The organism is Plantactinospora sp. KBS50, assembly GCF_002285795.1.
GTDB lineage: Bacteria > Actinomycetota > Actinomycetes > Mycobacteriales > Micromonosporaceae > KBS50.
The window spans coordinates 3,147,019-3,165,484 of record NZ_CP022961.1 but is presented as its reverse complement, the minus strand read 5'-3'; the positions used below and the strand labels follow the sequence as shown (position 1 = coordinate 3,165,484).

Annotated in this window: 14 protein-coding genes and 4 pseudogenes; 5 read left to right on the top strand and 13 right to left on the bottom strand. The window is 74.6% G+C overall.

The window, feature by feature from the left end:
• Positions 1-3: 3 nt before the first annotated feature.
• The gene (locus tag CIK06_RS14095) at positions 4-2,757 is read right to left on the bottom strand and encodes an RNA helicase (RefSeq protein WP_095565215.1); all 2,754 of its coding nucleotides are present in this window, start codon (positions 2,755-2,757) and stop codon (positions 4-6) included.
• Between the two features lie 86 nt (positions 2,758-2,843).
• On the opposite strand from CIK06_RS14095, the pseudogene CIK06_RS14090 reads away from it, so the two are divergent.
• Positions 2,844-3,607: pseudogene (locus tag CIK06_RS14090) on the top strand (HAD family hydrolase).
• A 37-nt stretch (positions 3,608-3,644) separates the two neighbouring features.
• Here the strand turns inward: CIK06_RS14090 and CIK06_RS14085 are convergent.
• The 6 genes and pseudogenes from CIK06_RS14085 to CIK06_RS14060 form a co-directional block, all read right to left on the bottom strand.
• Complete coding sequence (locus CIK06_RS14085; RefSeq protein ID WP_232534202.1) at positions 3,645-4,589, bottom strand: diacylglycerol kinase; 945 nt, start codon at positions 4,587-4,589, stop codon at positions 3,645-3,647.
• A 98-nt stretch (positions 4,590-4,687) separates the two neighbouring features.
• Positions 4,688-5,641: a twin-arginine translocase subunit TatC gene (gene tatC / locus CIK06_RS14080; protein ID WP_095565214.1), complete on the bottom strand. Its 954-nt coding sequence runs from the start codon at positions 5,639-5,641 to the stop codon at positions 4,688-4,690.
• Positions 5,642-5,659: 18 nt separating this feature from the next.
• Positions 5,660-5,944: a Sec-independent protein translocase subunit TatA gene (gene tatA / locus CIK06_RS14075; protein ID WP_095565213.1), complete on the bottom strand. Its 285-nt coding sequence runs from the start codon at positions 5,942-5,944 to the stop codon at positions 5,660-5,662.
• A 200-nt stretch (positions 5,945-6,144) separates the two neighbouring features.
• On the bottom strand, positions 6,145-6,393 hold the full coding sequence (locus tag CIK06_RS14070) for a hypothetical protein (protein ID WP_095565212.1): 249 nt from the start codon (positions 6,391-6,393) through the stop codon (positions 6,145-6,147).
• Between the two features lie 162 nt (positions 6,394-6,555).
• Positions 6,556-7,542 (bottom strand): annotated as a pseudogene (locus tag CIK06_RS14065) (helix-turn-helix transcriptional regulator); the annotation flags it as partial.
• Positions 7,539-8,537, bottom strand: a complete 999-nt coding sequence (locus CIK06_RS14060; RefSeq protein WP_095567818.1) for a YafY family protein — start codon at positions 8,535-8,537, stop codon at positions 7,539-7,541. The gene CIK06_RS14060 and the pseudogene CIK06_RS14065, both read right to left, overlap by 4 nt.
• A 107-nt stretch (positions 8,538-8,644) precedes the next feature.
• Here CIK06_RS14060 and CIK06_RS14055 point away from each other — a divergent pair, with 107 nt between their 5' ends.
• Together CIK06_RS14055 and CIK06_RS14050 are read left to right on the top strand one after the other, a co-directional pair.
• Positions 8,645-9,658: a cation diffusion facilitator family transporter gene (locus CIK06_RS14055; protein ID WP_095565210.1), complete on the top strand. Its 1,014-nt coding sequence runs from the start codon at positions 8,645-8,647 to the stop codon at positions 9,656-9,658.
• Between the two features lie 133 nt (positions 9,659-9,791).
• Positions 9,792-10,895, top strand: a complete 1,104-nt coding sequence (locus tag CIK06_RS14050) for a DUF3866 family protein (protein ID WP_095565209.1) — start codon at positions 9,792-9,794, stop codon at positions 10,893-10,895.
• A gap of 144 nt (positions 10,896-11,039) precedes the next feature.
• Here CIK06_RS14050 and CIK06_RS14045 read toward each other — a convergent pair whose 3' ends face one another.
• The 4 genes and pseudogenes from CIK06_RS14045 to rfbA all read right to left on the bottom strand — a co-directional run bounded on the left by CIK06_RS14045 (position 11,040) and on the right by rfbA (position 14,387).
• Positions 11,040-11,243, bottom strand: a complete 204-nt coding sequence (locus tag CIK06_RS14045) for a hypothetical protein (protein ID WP_095565208.1) — start codon at positions 11,241-11,243, stop codon at positions 11,040-11,042.
• Between the two features lie 122 nt (positions 11,244-11,365).
• Entirely contained in the window at positions 11,366-12,724 is a 1,359-nt protein-coding gene (gene pafA / locus CIK06_RS14040) for a Pup--protein ligase (protein ID WP_095565207.1), read from the bottom strand.
• Positions 12,725-12,769: 45 nt separating this feature from the next.
• On the bottom strand, positions 12,770-13,510 hold the full coding sequence (locus CIK06_RS14035; protein WP_095565206.1) for a dTDP-4-dehydrorhamnose 3,5-epimerase family protein: 741 nt from the start codon (positions 13,508-13,510) through the stop codon (positions 12,770-12,772).
• Positions 13,507-14,387 (bottom strand): annotated as a pseudogene (gene rfbA, locus CIK06_RS14030) (glucose-1-phosphate thymidylyltransferase RfbA). The gene CIK06_RS14035 and the pseudogene rfbA overlap by 4 nt, the downstream one beginning before the upstream one ends.
• A gap of 74 nt (positions 14,388-14,461) precedes the next feature.
• Here rfbA and rfbB point away from each other — a divergent pair.
• Together rfbB and rfbD are read left to right on the top strand one after the other, a co-directional pair.
• Positions 14,462-15,475: a dTDP-glucose 4,6-dehydratase gene (gene rfbB, locus CIK06_RS14025; RefSeq protein WP_095565205.1), complete on the top strand. Its 1,014-nt coding sequence runs from the start codon at positions 14,462-14,464 to the stop codon at positions 15,473-15,475.
• Positions 15,476-15,519: 44 nt separating this feature from the next.
• The gene (gene rfbD / locus CIK06_RS14020) at positions 15,520-16,353 is read left to right on the top strand and encodes a dTDP-4-dehydrorhamnose reductase (protein WP_095567817.1); all 834 of its coding nucleotides are present in this window, start codon (positions 15,520-15,522) and stop codon (positions 16,351-16,353) included.
• A 273-nt stretch (positions 16,354-16,626) separates the two neighbouring features.
• Here the strand turns inward: rfbD and prcA are convergent.
• Together prcA and prcB are read right to left on the bottom strand one after the other, a co-directional pair.
• Positions 16,627-17,430: pseudogene (gene prcA / locus CIK06_RS14015) on the bottom strand (proteasome subunit alpha); the annotation flags it as partial.
• 57 nt (positions 17,431-17,487) lie between these two features.
• Complete coding sequence (gene prcB, locus CIK06_RS14010) at positions 17,488-18,327, bottom strand: proteasome subunit beta (protein ID WP_095565203.1); 840 nt, start codon at positions 18,325-18,327, stop codon at positions 17,488-17,490.
• Positions 18,328-18,466 lie beyond the last annotated feature (139 nt).

Below are 18,466 nucleotides of genomic sequence, written 5' to 3'. Positions count from 1 at the left end.
GGATCAGGCCGCCTGGTTGAAGGCCAGCACGCCCCGGTTCACGGCCGCGATCGCGGCCCGGGCACCGGCCCGCAGGTCGGCGTCGGCGCCGCCTGCGTCGGCGAGCTGCCCGAGCAGGTCGGCGACCTGGCGGGCCCAGCGCACGAAGTCCCCGGCCGGCATCTCGCCGTCCAGCCCCGCGCCGCTGGCGAGCACCTTGGCCAGCGGTTCACCGCGGGCCCACCGGTAGATCGGCCAGACGAAGCCGAGATCGGGCTCCCGGGTGGTGTCCAACCCGCGGGCCGCCTCGTCCGCCTCCAGCCCCGACCACAGCGCCAGCGTCGCGTCCACGGCGTCGGCCACCGGGCCGCGCGGCACCGAGGCGCTCTCGTCGGTCTCCCGCCGGGCCTCGAAGACCAGCGTCGACACCGCGGCCGCCAGCTCGGCCGGGGCCAGCCCGGCCCACACCCGCCGGCGCAGGCACTCGGCCACCAGCAGGTCGGTCTCGGTCCAGATCCGGGCCAGCGTCCGGCCGGCGTCGGTCACCGCGCCGTCGCCGGTCAGGTAGCCGCGGGCCACCAGCAGGTCGCAGATCCGGTCGAACGTGCGGGCCAGCGAGCCGGTGCGGCTGGCCACCCGCTGCCGCAGCTCGGCGGTGTCCCGCTCCAGCCGCCAGCCGCGCTCCGCCCACCGGGCGTGCTCCTCCCGGTCCGGGCAGGCGTGGCACGGGTGGCGGCGCAACTGCGTACGCAGCTCGGTCAGCTGGTGGTCCTCGCCGCCGGAGCGGGACCGGCCGCCGCGGCGACCGCCGTGCCGGGGCAGCCCGGTGCCGCTCACCGCGGCCGCGAGGTCGCGCCGGGCCGCCGGGGACCGGTGGTTGAAGTGCTTGGGTACCCGGACCCGGGCCAGCACCTCGGCCGGGGAGGTGAAGTCACCCGCGGTGATCCGGCCCGCCCAGCGGTCCTGGGTGAGCACCAGCGGTCGCGGCTCGCCGAACCCGCCGGTACCCGGGTCCAGCACCACGGCCAGGCCCGCGCGCCGCCCCGACGGGACCCTGATCACGTCGCCGACCCGCAGCCGCTCCAGCGAGCGTACGGCGGCCGCCCGGCGTTGGCTCTGACCCTCCCGGGCCAGCGACCGTTCCCGGTCGGCGATGGCCCGGCGCAGCGCGAAGTACTGCGCGAAGTCCCCCTGCTCGCACTGCGCCTCGGCGCCGTACGTGGCCATGGTCTCGGTGTTGCGCTGCACCTGTCGGGCCAGCCCGACCACCGAGCGGTCCGCCTGGAACTGGGCGAACGACGCCTCCAGCAGCTCGCGGGCCGGGCCGGTGCCGACCGAACCGACCAGGTTGACGGCCATGTTGTACGAGGGCCGGAAGCTGGAGCGCAGCGGGTAGGTCCGGGTGGAGGCCAGCCCGGCCACCTGCCGCGGGTCCACCTCCGGCGACCAGACGACGACCGCGTGCCCCTCGATGTCGATGCCACGCCGGCCGGCCCGGCCGGTCAGCTGCGTGTACTCCCCCGGCGTGAGGTCCACGTGCGCCTCGCCGTTGAACTTCACCAGCCGCTCCAGCACGACACACCGGGCCGGCATGTTGATGCCCAGCGCCAGCGTCTCGGTGGCGAAGACCGCCTTGACCAGGCCCCGGACGAACAGTTCCTCGACCACCTCCTTGAAGGCGGGCAACAGCCCGGCGTGGTGTGCGGCCAGTCCCCGCTCCAGACCGTCCAGCCACTCCCAGTAGCCCAGTACCGACAGGTCCTCGCTCGGGATGGCGCTGATCCGCCGCTCGACGATCTGGCGGATCTCGGCCCGCTCCTCGGGGTTGGTCAGCCGCAGCCCCATGGCCAGGCACTGCTGCACGGCCGCGTCGCAGCCGGCCCGGCTGAAGATGAACAGGATCGCCGGCAGCAGACCCTCCCGGTCCAGCCGGTCCACGATGTCCGGGCGCAGCGGGCCGCGCCAGCGCGGGCCACGCCGGCTCAGCGCGCCCCGCGGGTCGGACAGCTCCAGGCGGCGGGCGGTCTCCCGGGTGTAGCGCAGCAGTTCGGGGTGCACGTCGTGCTTGCGGGCCGCGTCGGCGTCGTGGAACAGGTCGAACATCCGCTTGCCGACGAGCATGTGCTGCCACAGCGGCACCGGCCGGTGCTCGCTGACCACCACCTCGGTCCGGCCGCGCACCGTGACCAGCCAGTCGGCGAACTCCTCGGCGTTGGAGACGGTGGCCGACAGCGAGACCAGGGTGACCGAGGCGGGCAGGTGGATGATCACCTCTTCCCACACCCCGCCGCGGAACCGGTCGGCCAGGTAGTGCACCTCGTCCATCACCACGTAGGCGAGGCCCGCCAGGGCGGCCGAGCCGGCGTAGAGCATGTTGCGCAGCACCTCGGTGGTCATGACCACCACCGGAGCGTCGCCGTTGATCGCGTTGTCGCCGGTGAGCAGCCCCACCCGGTCGGCGCCGTAGCGCCGGACGAGGTCGTGGTACTTCTGGTTGGACAGCGCCTTGATCGGCGTGGTGTAGAAGCACTTGCGCGGGCCGGTGCCGCCGCCGCGCAGCGCCAGGTGCACGGCGAACTCGCCCACCACGGTCTTCCCGGCGCCGGTCGGCGCGCACACCAGCACCCCGCTGCCCTGCTCCAGGGACTGACAGGCCGACCGCTGGAAGTCGTCGAGGTCGAACCCCAGCTCGGCCGCGAACTCGGTGAGGGCCGGGAAGGTGCTCGCGTCCGTGGCCCGGCGACGCGCCGCGGCATACCGCTCGGCGGGGCTCGACATGAACCCCAGGTTAGTGCGTGCCGGTTTTTCACACCGGGAGAGGGCAACCGGCGGGACCGTCGGCGGTGCTCGGTAGGGTGCAGCCCGTGCCGGATCATCCCGAACCGCTCACCGGGCGCGCCGACCCCGGAACAGCCCGTACGGCGCAGCCGCCGTCGCGGCGGCCGGTCGAGGCGGTGCTGTTCGACTTCCACGGCACGCTGGCCCAGGTCGAGGACCCGGTCGCCTGGGTGCTGGCGGCCGCGGCCGGCTGCGGGTCGAACTGGAACGGGCCCGGGCCACCGTGCTGGCCGACCGGCTGGTCACGGCCGGCCGGCCCGGCGGGCCGCTGCCCCGGCGGGTACCGCCGCACCTGGCCGAGGTCTGGGCCGAGCGGGACCTCTACGAGCACGCCCACCGGGCCGCCTACACCGGGCTGCTGGCCGGCGTCGAGGCCGGCATCGACGGGCTGGCCGACGCCCTGTACGACCGGCTGCTCGTCCCGGACGGCTGGCTGCCGTACGCGGACACCGCCGGCACGCTGCGGGCGCTGCGCGCCGCCGGGGTGCCCGTGGCGCTGGTCAGCAACATCGGCTTCGACGTGCGTCCGCTCTTCGCCGCCTGGGGGCTGGCGGACCTGGTCGACGCGTTCGTGCTCAGCTACGAGGTGGGCCGCTGCAAGCCCGACCCGGGCATCTTCCTGCGCGCCTGCGGGATGCTCGGCGTGGATCCGGAGCGGGCGCTGATGGTCGGCGACACCCCTGCCGACGCCGGGGCGGTGGCGGCCGGCTGCGCCGCGCTGGTGCTGCCGGCGGCGGCGCCCGGCGGCGCGAACGGCCTGGCCGCGGCGCTGGACCTGGTCGGCCGCTGACGCCGGGCAGGCCGCTGACCCCGGGCCGACCGGCCGCTCAGCCCAGCAGCCGGACCGCCCCCGGCACCGCGGTGATCGTCACCGGCAGCGCCGCCGACCGCTCCCCGTCCGCGTACGTGGTGATCCCCTCGGCCGCGAGTTCCACGGTGCGCGCCCGGTAGGTGGTGACCAGCGGGTGCAGCACGTGGCTGCCCCGGTAGATGCTCGGCTTCACCCGCATCAGCGCCGGCCGGCTGAACCGGCCGCCGACCACCACGTCGAGCAGCCCGTCGGTCGGGTCGGCGGCCGGGCAGATCCGCATCCCGCCGCCGTAGCTGGCGCAGTTGCCCACCGCCACCAGCACCGCGTCCACGTCCACCGGCCGCCCGTCCAGCCGCAGCGTGTACCGGCGGGGTCGCAGCCGGGCCAGTTCCACCACGATCGCCAGGTCGTACCGGCGGGGTCCGCGGGGCCAGCGCATCCGGTTGGCCCGCTCGTTCACGATCGCGTCGAAGCCGGCGGCCAGCACGGCGCCGTACCAGCTCACGGTCCCGTCGGCGGCGCTCAGCCGGGCCAGGTCCACCGGCCGGGTCCGGCCGGCCGCGAGGGCGTCCGCCACGGCCTGCGCCGCGGCCAGCGGCTCGGCCGGGAAGCCGGTGTCCACCGCGAAGTCGTTGCCGGTGCCGGCCGGTACCGGGCCGAATCCGACGTCCGTGCCGGCGACCGCCTGGAGCGCCTGGTGCACGGTTCCGTCGCCGCCCACCGCGACCAGCGCCGCGGCGCCCTCGGCGACGGCCGCCGCGCAGGCCGCCCGGCTCTGCGCGGCGCTGTCCGCGGCCAGCAGCCGGACGTCCCGGCCGGTCGCGGAGAGCCGGTCGAGAATCGCCGGCAGCAGGTCCCGGTGCCGGCCCCGGCCGGCGGTCGGGTTGGCCAGCACCGCCACCGGGCCGTCGGCGAGGCCACCGGCGGGGACCGTCCCGCCGCGCAGATCGTGTGCGGTCACGGCGAGCACCGTACCGGTCCGGAGCGAGAACGGGTACGCCGAGCGGCCGGCGGCCGGACCCGCCCGGGCCGCGTGCGCGGTCCGGGCGGGTCGGGCCGTCAGGTCATGTCGTCGTAGCCCCGGTCGATCGGCCGGGGCGGGGCCACCGGCTCCGGGTCGGCCACCGGGCTGATCGCCTCGGCCCGCTGGCCGGCCTCGACCTGTTCGCCGTCGCTGGCGGGCAGCGGCGAGATCTCGTCGTCACCGATGCCCGCGTACACCTCCCGGCCCCGGCCGCGGCGCTTGTCGTTGACGAACGCCACCGCCACGGCCGCGAAGTACAGCGCGCACAGACACAGGCCGAGTGCGGTCATGCCGAAGGGGTCGGGGGTCGGCGTCACCACCGCGGAGAAGGCGAAGAACAGGAAGATGACGATCCGCCACCAGCTCAGCAGCCGGCGGCCGGTGACCAGGCCGACAAAGTTGAGCATCAGGATGATCAACGGGAACTCGAAGGCCACCCCGAACAGCATGATCAGGTTGGTGACAAACGAGATATAGCGAGTGATGTCCAGAGTTGTCCGGATATCGCCGCTTGAGAAGTCGAGAAGAAACTCCAGACCCTTCTGCACCACGAAGAACGCCAGCACCGCACCCCCGGCGAACAGCGGCGCGGCCAGCGCGGTGAAGACGTAGGCGTATCGCCGCTCGTGCCGATGCAGGCCGGGCGCGATGAAGGCCCAGAGCTGGTAGAGCCAGACCGGCGCCGCGAGCACCAGGCCGACCCAGAGCGCGATCTTGAGGTCGAGCAGGAACAGGTCGGCCGGCCCGAGCTGGACGAAGTTGCACTGACCCTGCGCGTCGAGGGAGTGGGGCAGGCCACAGTACGGCTCCTGGAGCAGCCGGCGGACCGGCTTGGCGAGCCAGAGGCCCAACCCGAAGCCGACCAGGATGCCGAGGGATGCCTTGAACAGCCGGCTACGCAGCTCCCGGATGTGCTCCATGAGCGTCATGGAGCCGTCGGCGGCCCGGTCGAAGTTGCTCGGTCCGCGCTTACGAAGGGCGAAGGCCACGGTTGTCGGGCCGCCCGCTCAGTTGTCGCGTACCCGGTGCACCGGGTCGGCGACGGGCTGCTGCTGCGCCGTGTACGGCTGCTGTTGTTGGGCCGTGTTCGGCGGCAGCGGCGTCCGGCCGGCCTGCGCGTCGGCCTTCTCGGCGAGGTCCTGGTCGTCGTCGACCAGCCCCTTCGTCTCGGCCTTGATGATCCGCATGGACCGCCCGAGCGAGCGGGCCGCGTCGGGGAGCCGCTTCGCGCCGAACAGCAGGATCAGGACGACCACGAGTACGGCAATGTGCCAGGGCCTGAGGGCACCCATGGAAAGCTCCAGTCGGTCGGCGGTTGATGATCGGGGTGTTGGACTCCATGGTACGTGCGTCCACGGCCGTGACCAGCCGCCGGGGCCGGCCGCGGGTGCACCCCGGCGGGTGCAGTCTCGGTCAGCGGGACGGGTGCGTCAACCCCGCGGGCGGCCACCATCCGGTCGCCGGCACGGCTACTTCCCGCTGGCCGGCACGGCTACTTCCCGACCGCCGTCTTGATCACCGCGATCCGCCGCTGCGCCTCGCCGGCGTCGGCGGCCAGTCCCTCCAGTCGCTGCTGCAACACCAGCGCCGAGTCCCGCAGCGCCTCGGCCTCGACCTGCCGCTGCCGGAGCCGTCCCACGGCCCGGTGCAGCCGGGGCAGCGCGACCAGCACCGGGCGGACCGCCAGCGCGAGCAGCAGCAGGGCGAACACGATCACCGCGAGCACGATCCAGAGCACCACGGGGCCAGCCTACGGCCTGCCGGCCACCGCCGCCGGGTCGGCGCCGCCGGAGCGGCCCTCCGGCACCCGCGGGCGGTCCGGCGGGCCGCCGGCAGCCGGCTCACCGCCGGGGTACGCCGGGTCGGTGCCGCCAGGGTACGCCTGCCGCGGCCCGCCGTCGGCCGGCACCGCGTACGCGTCGAGGGCCGCCCCGGCCGCGTCCCGGACCGCGACCGCCAGCTCCGGCGGGTGCACCACGGTGACGTCCGGACCCAGCCCCAGCACGAACCGGCGGGCCCAGCCGAGGTCGGTGACCCGCAGGTCCACCAGCCAGCCGTCGCCGGTGCCGCGGCGTACGGACTCGCACGGGTAGTACTCGGTGATCCACCGGGCTGGGCGCCCGACCCGCAGGGTGACCAGCGGCAGTTCCGGCGACGGCCGGAAGATGCCGGCGCTCAGGTCGACCGGCTGGGCCTGCGGGGGCGCCTGCGCCGGCTCGGGCAGTTCGGTGAGCGCGTCGATCCGGTCGGCGCGGAACAGCCGGACCGCGCCGGCCCGCCGGCACCACGCCTCCAGGTACGCCCGGCCGCCCACCATCACCACCCGCAGCGGGTCGACGGTGCGCTCGGTCGTCTCGTCCCGGGTCGGGGTGTAGTACGTGATCCGCAGCGCCCGGCCGCGCTGCACGGACCCGCGCAGCGACTCCAGCCGCTCGCCGTCGCCCGGCAGCCCGACCGCCACCGGGGCGCCGGCGAACTCCCCGGCCGCCGACTCGATCTTGGCCAGCGCCCGTTCGATGACCTCCCGGTTGGCCATCCCCGGGGTCTCCACCAGCATCCGCAGCGCCACCAGCAGCGCCATCGCCTCGTCCGGGGTGAGCCGCAACGGCCGGTCGATGCCGGCGTCGTAGGTGATCGTCACCCGGTCACCGTCGAAGGCCATGTCGATCAGGTCACCCGGGCCGTAGCCGGGCAGGCCGCAGACCCAGAGCAGTTCCAGGTCCTCGCGCAACTGCCGCTGCGTCACCCCCAGGTCCGCGGCGGCCTCGGTGATCGCGATGCCCGGCCGGGACAGCAGGTACGGCACCAGGTTGAGCAGCCGGGCCAGCCGGTCGGCCGAGGCCCGGGAGCCACCGGTGCGCGGGGTGGGGTCGGCGGCGCGCCCGGTCATGCCGGCACCTGCCCGGCCGGGATCTCGTCGTGCCGGGCCACGGCCTCCTTGAGCCGCTGGATGACCGCCTCCCGGACCTCCGGCGGATCCAGCACCCGCACGTCCGGCCCGTACCCGGCCAGGGTGCCGGCCAGCGACTCGGCGTCGGCGTACGGCAGGACCAACCAATCCCCCGCGGCGTCCGGGGCCACCTCCCGGGCCCACCGGCGCAGCCCGGCGGCGCGGCCCGGGCGGACCAGCACGGTGGCCCGGCCGGGTCGCTCGATCGGGCCGGACCAACTGGCCACGTGGCTGATCAGATCGACCCCGGCCGGCGGCTCGAACGCCCCGGGCGAACCCGACCCGCGCACCTTTCCCACGATGCGGGAAAGCCGGAAGCAGCGGGTGGCCTCCCGGTCCAGGTCGTGACCCACCACGTACCAGCGGCCACGCCAGCACACCACGCCCCACGGCTGGAGCCGGCGGGCGGTCGAGGCGTCGTCGTCCGGGGTTCGGTAGTCGAAGCCGACCGCCCGGCGCTCCCGGGCCGCCGTGGTCAGCGGCCCGAGCGCCGGATCGGCGGTGACCACCGGTTCCAGCCCGAGGGTGGCCTGCGGATCGACGTCGATGCCGGCTGCGCGCAGCTTGGCCAGCCCCGAGGAGGCCGCCGCGGCCAGCCCGGCGTGCTGCCAGAGCCGCGCCGCGATGCCGACGGCCGCGGCCTCGTCCGGCTCCAGCAGGATCTCCGGCAGCGCGTACTCCCGGTGCGCGATCCGGTAGCCCGGCTCGGAGTCGAACGCGCTGGCCGTCCCGGTCTCCAGCGGAACGCCCAACTCGCGCAGCTCGGCCTTGTCCCGCTCGAACTTGCGCTGGAACGCCTCGTGGTCGCGGACGTCGTCCGGATCGTGCTCGTAGCCGGGCACGGTGGCGGCGATCTGCGCCGCTGTCAGGAACCGCCGGGTGGACAGCAGACAGATCACCAGGTTGACCAGGCGTTCGGTACGGGTCCGGGACACCTGGGCAACGCTAGCAGCGTCCCCCGGATCCCGGTGCACCCGCGCGGCGCCGTAGCGCACCATCGCCCGTCCGGCGGAGGACCGGTTGGCCCCATAGGCTGACGCCCATGGCTGAGCCGGAACCGGAAGAAGAGCGCTCGGAGAGCACCGGCACCGTCGTGATCGCCGGGGCGGCCAACCTGGGCATCGCGGTGGCCAAGGCGGTGGCCGGGATGCTCTCCGGCTCCGCGGCGATGCTCTCCGAGGCGGCGCACTCGCTGGCCGACACCACCACCGAGGCCCTGCTGTTCACGGCGCTGCGCCGGGGCGCCCGGCCCGCGGACCCGAAACACCCCTTCGGGTACGGCAAGGAAAGCTACGTCTGGGCGTTCCTGGCCGCCCTGTTCACCTTCCTGGCCGGCGCCGGCTTCTCCGTCTACCAGGGGGTGCGCACCATCCTGGACGGCGAGCAGAGCGGCGGCCCGCTGGTGTCGTACGCGGTGCTGGCCATCTCCTTCGTGCTGGAGGGCATCTCGCTGCTGCGGGCGGTCCGCCAGGTCCGCGGCGAGGCCCGGCGCTGGCACACCACCGGGCGGCGGTTCCTGCGCCACACGGCCGACACCACGGTCAAGGCGGTCTTCCTGGAGGACAGCGCGGCCCTGATCGGCCTGCTGCTGGCCGCCGCGGGCGTGAGCCTCACCCACCTGACCGGCGACGACCTCTGGGACGGCGTGGCCTCGATCGGGATCGGCGCGCTGCTGCTGGTGGTCGCCGCCATCCTGGCCCGCAGCAACGTGTCGCTGCTGGTCGGCCGGGCGGTGCCGCCGCAGGTGCACGAGGCCATCCGGGACGAACTGGCCGGGCTGCCCACGGTCAGCCGGGTGGACACCCTGCTGACCATGCTGCTCGGCCCGGACGACATCCTCGTCGCGGCGAAGGTCGACTTCGTCGACGAGGCCACCGGCGCCGACATCGAGGCCGGGGCCGACGAGGCCGAGCGCCGGCTCACCGCGCGGTACCCGAACATCCGGTACGTCTTCCTCGACCCCACCCGCAGCAACCGGGATCCCGGCAGCCGCTCCCGGGTGGAGCCGGCGGGCGGACGGCAGCCGGCCGGCACCTCCCTGCCGAACCCGCGCTGACCCGTCGCGGCACCGGTGGCGCGGGGGCAGCCGCGGCACCGGGGCGGCGGGGCGGCGGGGCGGCGGGGCGGCGGAAGCGTGTCGGCGGGACCTGCCGGCACCGGCCGGGAACGGCCGGCTAGCGTGTGCGCACATGGTGCGATGGCGGTCGGGCACGGTCACCGGGCTGCGCCGGCAGTGGCGCGGGGCGGTCGAGTTCGACGCCGTACTGCCGGACGGCACGACGGTGCGCGCCCTGGCCTACCCCGACCTGGTCGGCACGCCGCGGGTGGGTGACCGGGTGCTGCTCAACGTGGCCGCCCTGCTGATGGGGCTGGGCACCGGCGGGTACGCGCTGGCCGTGGCGCTGCCGGACCGGTTGCCGCCGGACCCGCCGCGGCCGGCGGACACCCGGGCCGGCGGGCACCTGGTGAAGGCCCGCTACACCCCGCTGCAGCCGATCCTGCTCGGCGTCGACGAGGAGTCCTCCCCGCACCGGGCCGTGCTCGCCGAGGCCGACGACCTGGCCGGGATGCCCGTGGTGGTCGCCGACCTGCACTCCGCGCTGCCGGCCGTGGTCGCCGGGATCCGGGCCGACCAGCCGCAGCTACGCATCGCGTACGTCCTCACCGACGGGGCGGCGCTGCCGGCCTGGTTCTCCCGCACCCTCACCGGGCTGGCCGGCGAGCTGGTCGGCACGGTGACCGTGGGCCAGGCGTTCGGCGGGGACCTGGAGGCGACCACCGTGCACTCCGGGCTGCTGGCCGCCCGGCACGTGCTGGCCGCCGACGTCACCGTGCTCAGCCAGGGACCCGGCAACCTGGGCACCGGCACGCGCTGGGGATTCTCCGGGGTGGCGGCCGGCGAGGCGGTCAACGCCACGGCCGTGCTCGACGGCCGGCCGGTGGGCTCGCTGCGGATCTCCACGGCCGACCCCCGACCCCGGCACCGCGGCGTCTCGCACCACAGCCTCACCGCGTACGGGCGGGTGGCGCTGGCCCGCGCGCAGCTGGTCGTCCCGGACGGCCTGGAACCCGGGCTGGCCGAGGCCGTGGCCGCGGCGCTGGAGCCGCTCGCCGACCGGCACACCCTGGTCCGGGTGCCCACCGACGGCCTGGACGCGGCGCTGCGGGCCACCCCGGTGCCGCTGTCCACCATGGGTCGCGGGCTGGACGCCGACCACGCGTACTTCCTCGCCGCCGCGGCGGCCGGCCGGCACGCCGCCGCCCTGGCCGCCACGGCAACCACGGCCGGCTGACCGGCGCGCCGGGGGGGCACCGCCACGCCGGGGCACGGGGCCGGGGCGGACAGCACGGGGCCGGGCCGGGCCGGACGGGATCGGGCAGGTCAGCGCCGGACCAAGGTCAGCGCCGGACCAGGTCCGGGCCGGGCACGGGCGGGGTCAGCTCAGCACGATCAGGGCGATCCAGCCGCCGACGATCAGCGCCAGGGTCAGCGCCAGCACCCAGGTCGGCACCCGGTACTCCCCGCGCCGGTTGCGGGCGATCTCGGCGGCGATCTTGTCGCGCCGGCGCTCGACCCAGTTCTGGCGGGTCCGGCCGGGCTCGCGGTCCCGGTCCGGACCGGACGGCGTGGCGGAGCTCATATCGGGCGAGCCTACCGGCCCGCACCGGCGCGCCGTCGGCCGCGGGGTGGATCACCGGTCCGCCCGGCGGCATCCGCCCCGCCACCCGGGCCGTTCGAACGGCCCGGGTGGCGGGGCGCCCGTCACATGCTGGCGATCAGCCGCTCCACCCGCTCGTCGTAGGCCCGGAACGGGTCCTTGCACAGGACCGTCCGCTGGGCCTGGTCGTTGAGCTTGAGATGCACCCAGTCGACGGTGAAGTCCCGGCGCTTCTCCTGGGCGTGCCGGATGAACTCGCCGCGCAGCCGGGCCCGGGTGGTCTGCGGCGGGGTCTCCTTGGCCTCGAAGATCTCCACGTCGGTGGCCACCCGGTCGACCTGGCCGCGCCGCTCCAGCAGCCCGTACAGGCCCCGGCCGCGCCGCAGGTCGTGGTAGGCCAGGTCCATCTGCGCCACCCGCGGGTGCGACAGCGGCAGGTCGTTCCTGGCCTGGTAGCGCTCGATCAGGCGCAGCTTGGTCACCCAGTCGATCTCCCGGGACACCGGTTCCAGGTCGCCGCTCTCCACCGCGCGCAGCACCCGGCCCCACAGCTCGACGACCCGCTTGGCGGTCTGGTCGCCGCCCCGACGCTCGACGAACTCGGTCGCCTTGGACAGGTACTCCTGCTGGATCTCCAGCGCGGAGATCTCCTTGTTGGAGGCGAGCCGGACCTTGCGCCGGCCGGTCACGTCGTGCGACACCTCGCGGATGGCCCGGATCGGGTTCTCCAGCGACAGGTCCCGCATCACCACCCCGGCCTCGATCATGCGCAGCACGATGTCCGCGCTGCCGACCTTGAGCAGCGTGGTGACCTCGTTCATGTTCGAGTCGCCGACGATGACGTGCAGCCGGCGGTAGCGCTCGGCGTCCGCGTGCGGCTCGTCCCGGGTGTTGATGATCGGCCGGCTGCGGGTGGTGGCCGAGGAGACCCCCTCCCAGATGTGCTCGGCCCGCTGGGAGAGGCAGTACACGGCGCCGCGCGGGGTCTGCAGCACCTTGCCGGCGCCGCAGATGAGCTGCCGGGTGACCAGGAACGGGATCAGCACGTCGGCCAGCCGGCCGAACTCGCCATGCCGGGACACCAGGTAGTTCTCGTGGCAGCCGTAGGAGTTGCCGGCCGAGTCGGTGTTGTTCTTGAAAAGGTAGATCTCGCCGGCGATCCCCTCGTCGTGCAGCCGCTTCTCGGCGTCGACCAGCAGGCCCTCCAGGATCCGCTCGCCGGCCCGGTCGTGCACCACGAGGTCGGCCACCGAGTCGCACTCCGGGGTGGCGTACTCGGGGTGGGAGCCGACGTCGAGGTAGAGCCGGGCACCGTTGCGCAGGAACACGTTGCTGGACCGTCCCCAGGACACCACCCGGCGGAACAGATAGCGGGCGACCTCGTCCGGAGACAGCCGCCGCTGGCCGCGGTAGGTGCAGGTGACGCCGTACTCGGTCTCGAGACCGAAGATTCGCCGCTCCATGCTCAAGACACTAACCGGCCGGAGCCTCCCGTGGTCACCGTCGGACTACGCGTTGCGGACATCGCCGGCCCAAATCCCGTCCGGATGCCGCATACCGGGCGGGATTCCGGCGGGTGCCGCGGCCGCCGACCGGTCCCGCTCCCGCTCCCGGTCCCGCTCCGCCAGGTACGCCCGGCAGGTCGCCGCCTGCGGAAGCAGCCCCTCGGCGCGGGCCGTCGCCAGGCTCGGCGCGGCGGCGTCCCGGGCGGACAGCACCGGTACGCCGGCCGGCCAGTCGATCGCGAGATCCGCGTCCAGCGGGTGCACGGCCCGCTCGGCCGCCGGGTTGTACGTCGTCGAGCACAGGTACGCCAGGGTGGCGTCCTCGGTCAGCGCGCAGAAGCCGTGTCCGAGCCCCTCGATCAGAAACACCGCCCGGCGCTGCTCCTCGTCCAGCCGCACCAGTTCCCAGTGCCCGAAGGTCGGCGAGCCGACCCGCAGGTCCACCACGACGTCGGCCACGGCGCCCCGCACGCAGGTCACGTACTTCGCCTGGCCCGGCGGGACGTCGGCGTAGTGGATGCCGCGCACCACGTCCCGGGCCGAGACCGACATGTTGGCCTGGGCCAGCCGGAACGGCCCGCCCACCGCGTCCCCGCCCACCGCGTCCCCGCCCACCGCGTCCCCGCCCACCGCGTCGGCCAGCCGGTCCGACCGGTACCACTCCAGGAACACCCCCCGGTTGTCCCCGTGCAGCTGCGGGATCACCTCCCAGGCGCCCGCGATGCCCAGTTGCCGGATCCTCACGACCGGACCACCTCCCGCTCGGCGAGCAGCCCCAGCAGGTACTCGCCGTACCCGCTGCGACCCAGCGGCCGGGCCAGCGCGCGCAGCCGGTCGTCGTCGATCAGGCCGGCCCGCCAGGCCACCTCCTCGACACAGCCGATCTTCATGCCCTGCCGCTCCTCGATCACCCGGACGAACTCCGCGGCCTGCACCATCGAGCCGAACGTGCCGGTGTCCAGCCAGGCCGTGCCGCGGTCCAGCACGGTCACGGACAACTCGCCGGCCTCCCGGTACGCCTCGTTCACCGCGGTGATCTCCAGTTCGCCCCGGGGGCTCGGGGTGAGCTTGCCGGCGATCTCGACCACCCGGTTGTCGTAGAAGTAGAGGCCCGGCACGGCGTACCGGGAGCGGGGCAGCGCCGGCTTCTCCTGGATGGACAGCACCCGGCCGGCGCCGTCGAACTCGACCACCCCGTACTGGCGGGGTTGGCCACCGGGTAGGCGAAGATCCGCCCGCCGACCAGGTCGGCCCGGCCCGCGAGCTGCCGGCCCAGTCCGGCACCGTGGAAGATGTTGTCGCCGAGGATGAGCGCCACCGACTCGGTGCCGATGAAGTCGGCGCCGATCAGGAACGCCTGGGCGATCCCCTCCGGCCGGTGCTGCACGGCGTACTCCACGCGCAGTCCGAACTGGTCGCCGTCGCCGAGCAGCCGGCGGAACTGGTCCCGGTCCTCGGGCGTGGTGACCACCAGGACCTCCCGCACCCCGGCCATGATCAGCGTGGCCAGCGGGTAGTAGATCATCGGCTTGTCGTAGACCGGCATGAGCTGTTTGGACACCGCCCGGGTGATCGGCCACAGCCGGGAGCCGGTGCCGCCGGCCAACAGGATTCCGCGCACGCCGGCAGCCTAATGGCGTGACGACACGACTACGCTGAGCCATACCGGCAGCGTGGTGGCGTATTTTCGAACTCGTGCGAATCCTCGTGACCGGCGGCGCCGGGTTCATCGGCTCGGAGTACGTCCGGATGCTGCTGAACTCGCCGGCCGCCGTACCCGCGGAGGTGGCCGCCGCGCCACCCGCCCTGGAGCCGGGCGCGGTCACCGTGCTGGACAAGCTGACCTACTCCGGCAACCTGGCCAACCTCGACCCGGTGCGCCGCGATCCCCGGCTGCGCGTGGTCCGCGGCGACATCTGCGACCCGGACCTGGTGGACCGGGTCGTCCCGGGCCACGACGTGATCGTCCACTTCGCCGCCGAGTCCCACGTCGACCGCTCCATCACCGGCGCCACGCCGTTCGTGCTGACAAACGTGGTCGGCACGCAGACCCTGCTCGACGCGGCGCTGCGGCACGAGACCGGCCGGTTCGTGCACGTCTCCACCGACGAGGTGTACGGCTCCATCGAGTCCGGCTCGTGGTCGGAGACCGCGCCGCTGGCGCCGAACTCGCCGTACTCGGCCAGCAAGGCCGGGTCCGACCTGCTGGCCCTGGCCTACCACCGCACGCACGGGATGGACGTGGTGGTGACCCGCTGCTCCAACAACTACGGGCCGTACCAGTTCCCCGAGAAGGTGATCCCGCTGTTCGTCACCAACCTCCTGGACGGCCAGCCGGTGCCGCTCTACGGCGACGGCGGCAACGTCCGGGACTGGCTGCACGTCCACGACCACTGCCGCGGCATCGCCCTGGTGCAGGAGAAGGGCCGGGCCGGCGAGGTCTACCACATCGGCGGCGGCGTCGAACTGACCAACCGGGACCTCACCCACCGGCTGCTGGCCGCCTGCGACGCCGGCTGGGAGCGGGTCCGCCCGGTGCCGGACCGCAAGGGCCACGACCGCCGGTACGCCCTGGACATCGGCAAGATCCGCGCCGAGCTGGGGTACGCGCCGGTGATCGACCTGCCGACCGGGCTGGCCGCCACCATCCGCTGGTACCGCGACAACCGGGCCTGGTGGGAGCCGCTCACCTCCCGGACGGCGCGGTGAGCGCCGGGCACCGGCGCCGGGTGCTGGTCACCGGCGCCGCCGGAATGCTCGGCCGGGAACTGCTGAGCGTCCTGGCCGCGCATCCCCGGCTGGCCGCCACCGGCGCCACCCGCGCCGAACTGGACATCACCGACCCGGCCGCCCTCGCCGCCGCCGTACCCGGACACCACGTCGTGATCAACGCCGCGGCCTGGACCGACGTGGACGGCGCCGAGCGGCAGGAGGCGGCGGCCACCGCGGTCAACGGCACCGCCGTCGGCCACCTGGCGCGGGCCTGCGCGGGCACCGGCGCCCGGCTCATCCAGCTCTCCACCGACTACGTCTTTGCGGGCACCGGACGGGTGCCCTATCCCGAGGACGCCCCGACCGCGCCGGTCAACGCGTACGGCCGCGGCAAGCTGGCCGGGGAACGGGCGGTGGCCCGCGAGCTGCCGGCGGCCGGCTACGTGGTGCGGACCGCCTGGCTGTACGCGCCGCACGGGCGCAACTTCGTGACCACCGTGCTGCGGTTGGCCCAGGACCGCGACCGGCTGGACGTGGTGGCCGACCAGACCGGGCAGCCCACCTCGTGCGCCGTGCTGGCCGACCGGCTGGTCCGGCTGGCCGAGGCGGCGCTCGCCGGCCGGGCCGCACCCGGCGTCTACCACGGCACCGCCGCCGGCCAGACCACCTGGTACGGGCTGGCCCGCGCGGTGTTCGCGCTGCGCGGACTCGACCCGGAGCGGATCCGGCCGGTCGGCAGCGACCGCTTTCCCCGCCCGGCGCCGCGGCCCCGGTACAGCGTGCTGGGTCACCGCCGATGGGCCGCCGCGGGACTGGCGCCGCTGCCGGACTGGCACCACACGCTGGCCGAGGCGCTGCACCCGGTGCCGGCGTGACCGGCGCCGGCATCCGGCATCCCGGTGCCGGAACCCCGGTGCCGGAACCCGGCCGGCCAGACTCCGGCGGACCGGACCCGGCGGACCGGACTCCGCCTCGGCGCGACCGCCCTCGTGACCGCCCTCGTGGAACGGGCCTCAGGCCGCCGGGCCCTCGTCGGGTCCGGTGCCGTCCGGACCCACCGCGTCGGCGCCGGGGCCGGCGGCCGGGCCGTCGCCCGGCGACTTCTCCGCGGCGGGCTTGCCGCCCTCGCCGGTCTCCGGCGCCGCACCCTCCAGGTCCGCCGAGCCGGCCGAACTGGTGGGCTTGTCGGCCGCCGCGGCCGGCTGCTTCGGCTCCGCCGGCCGCTCCGGCCCCGCGCCCTCGGTGGTGGCGGCGGTGCCATTCAGCAGCGCCGCCAGCGCGGCGCCGGTGATCCGGCGGAAGGTGCGGCCCCGCCGCTCCCGGTCCAGGATCGCCACCTCAAGCTGGTTGGCCGGGATCGTGCGGGTCGCCGACCCCTCCGCGCCCACGCTGCTCAGAGCCCGGATCGCCAGCTGCACGGCGTCCCCGAGGGTCATGTCGAGCCGGTGGCTGCCGCGCAGCACCCCGGAGATCGCCTCGGCCTGGCCGCCCATGGCCATGAAGCCCGGCTCGTCGTTGACCGAGCCGTCGTAGGTGACCCGGTAGATCTCGTCGGTCTCCGGGGTGAGCCCCACCTCGGACACGCACAGCTCGACCTCGTACGGCTTCGACTGCTCGGTGAAGATCGCGCCCAGCAGCTGGGTGTAGGCGTTGGCCAGCCCGCGGCCGGTGACGTCCCGGCGGTCGAAGCTGAGGCCGTTGAGGTCGGCCATCCGCACCCCGCCGCGGCGCAGGTTCTCGAACTCGTTGTACCGGCCCACGGCCGCGAAGCCGATCCGGTCGTAGATCTCACTGACCTTGTGCAGCGCGCTGGACAGGTTCTCCGCGACGAACAGGACCCCGCCGGCGTAGCTCAGGACCACCGCGCTGCGGCCCCGGGACACGCCCTTGCGGGCGAGCTCGGAGCGGTCGCGCATGATCTGCTCGGGTGAGGCGTAGAACTGCATGGCCACGACGGCGGTTCTCCTTCGACCTGGACTGTCGGGGTACGAGGGACGGGGCGGACCGGATCAGCCGCCCGGATTCTCCATCCGGCCGGCGACGACCGCGTTCGCGATCTCCGCGGTCTCGGCGTCGGTCAGCCGGTGGGTGCCCTCGGCGGTGGCCGTCATGACCACCGGGTAGATCCGGCGGGTCAGGTCCGGCCCGCCCGTGGCGGAGTCGTCGTCGGCCGCGTCGTAGAGCGCCTCCATGGCCAGCCGGGCGGCCTCCGCGGTGGACAGTCCGGCCCGGTAGCGCTTCTTCAGCGCCGACTTCGCGAACAGCGAGCCGGAGCCGATGGCGTCGTAGCCGGTCTCCTCGTACGGGCCGCCGGTCACGTCGAAGCTGAAGATCCGCCCCGCCCGCGCCGGGTCGGCGGCGGCCACGTCGAAGCCGGCGAACAGCGGGATCACCGCGAGCCCCTGCATGGCCGCGCCCAGGTTGCCGCGGATCATCGCGGCCAGCCGGTTGGCCTTACCGTCGAGGGACAGCATGGCGCCCTCGATCTTCTCGTAGTGCTCCAACTCCACCTGGAACAGCCGGATCAGCTCGATGCCGATGCCGGCCGTGCCGGCGATGCCGATCAGCGAGTACGCGTCGGCCGGGTGCACCTTCTCGATGTCCCGCTGCGCGATCAGGTTGCCCATCGTGGCGCGGCGGTCCCCGGCCATCACCACACCGTCCGAGCCGACGATCGCCACGATCGTCGTGGCGTGCGGCGCCAGGTCGGCCGCCATCCCGGGCGGCAGGGGCCGCCGGCCGGGCAGCAGCTCCGGAGCGACCGCGCTCAGAAACTGGGTGAAGGAGGACGTCCCCGCGTTGACGAAGACCTCGGGAAGACGTCCGGATGGATCAAAAGCCGCTGCCACGTGGCTCCTTTCGAAACATGATGGCGCGGGCCAGTCCGGCGAACGATCCCGGGCCGGCCGCGACCACCGTTGCGGTTGAAGCAGACTATCCCGCACGCCCGGCCGACGCGATCATCGTCGGGCCGGTGTGGCGGGCCGG

What these genes read in the sequence shown, in the direction of transcription:
- pafA (WP_095565207.1), bottom strand. Translation starts at nt 12,724, where the DNA reads ATGGAGCGGCGAATCTTCGGTCTCGAGACCGAGTACGGCGTCACCTGC.
- CIK06_RS14050 (WP_095565209.1), top strand. Translation starts at nt 9,792, where the DNA reads ATGGTGCGATGGCGGTCGGGCACGGTCACCGGGCTGCGCCGGCAGTGG.
- rfbD (WP_095567817.1), top strand. Translation starts at nt 15,520, where the DNA reads ATGCTCGGCCGGGAACTGCTGAGCGTCCTGGCCGCGCATCCCCGGCTG.
- CIK06_RS14055 (WP_095565210.1), top strand. Translation starts at nt 8,645, where the DNA reads ATGGCTGAGCCGGAACCGGAAGAAGAGCGCTCGGAGAGCACCGGCACC.
- CIK06_RS14095 (WP_095565215.1), bottom strand. Translation starts at nt 2,757, where the DNA reads ATGTCGAGCCCCGCCGAGCGGTATGCCGCGGCGCGTCGCCGGGCCACG.
- CIK06_RS14045 (WP_095565208.1), bottom strand. Translation starts at nt 11,243, where the DNA reads ATGAGCTCCGCCACGCCGTCCGGTCCGGACCGGGACCGCGAGCCCGGC.
- tatA (WP_095565213.1), bottom strand. Translation starts at nt 5,944, where the DNA reads ATGGGTGCCCTCAGGCCCTGGCACATTGCCGTACTCGTGGTCGTCCTG.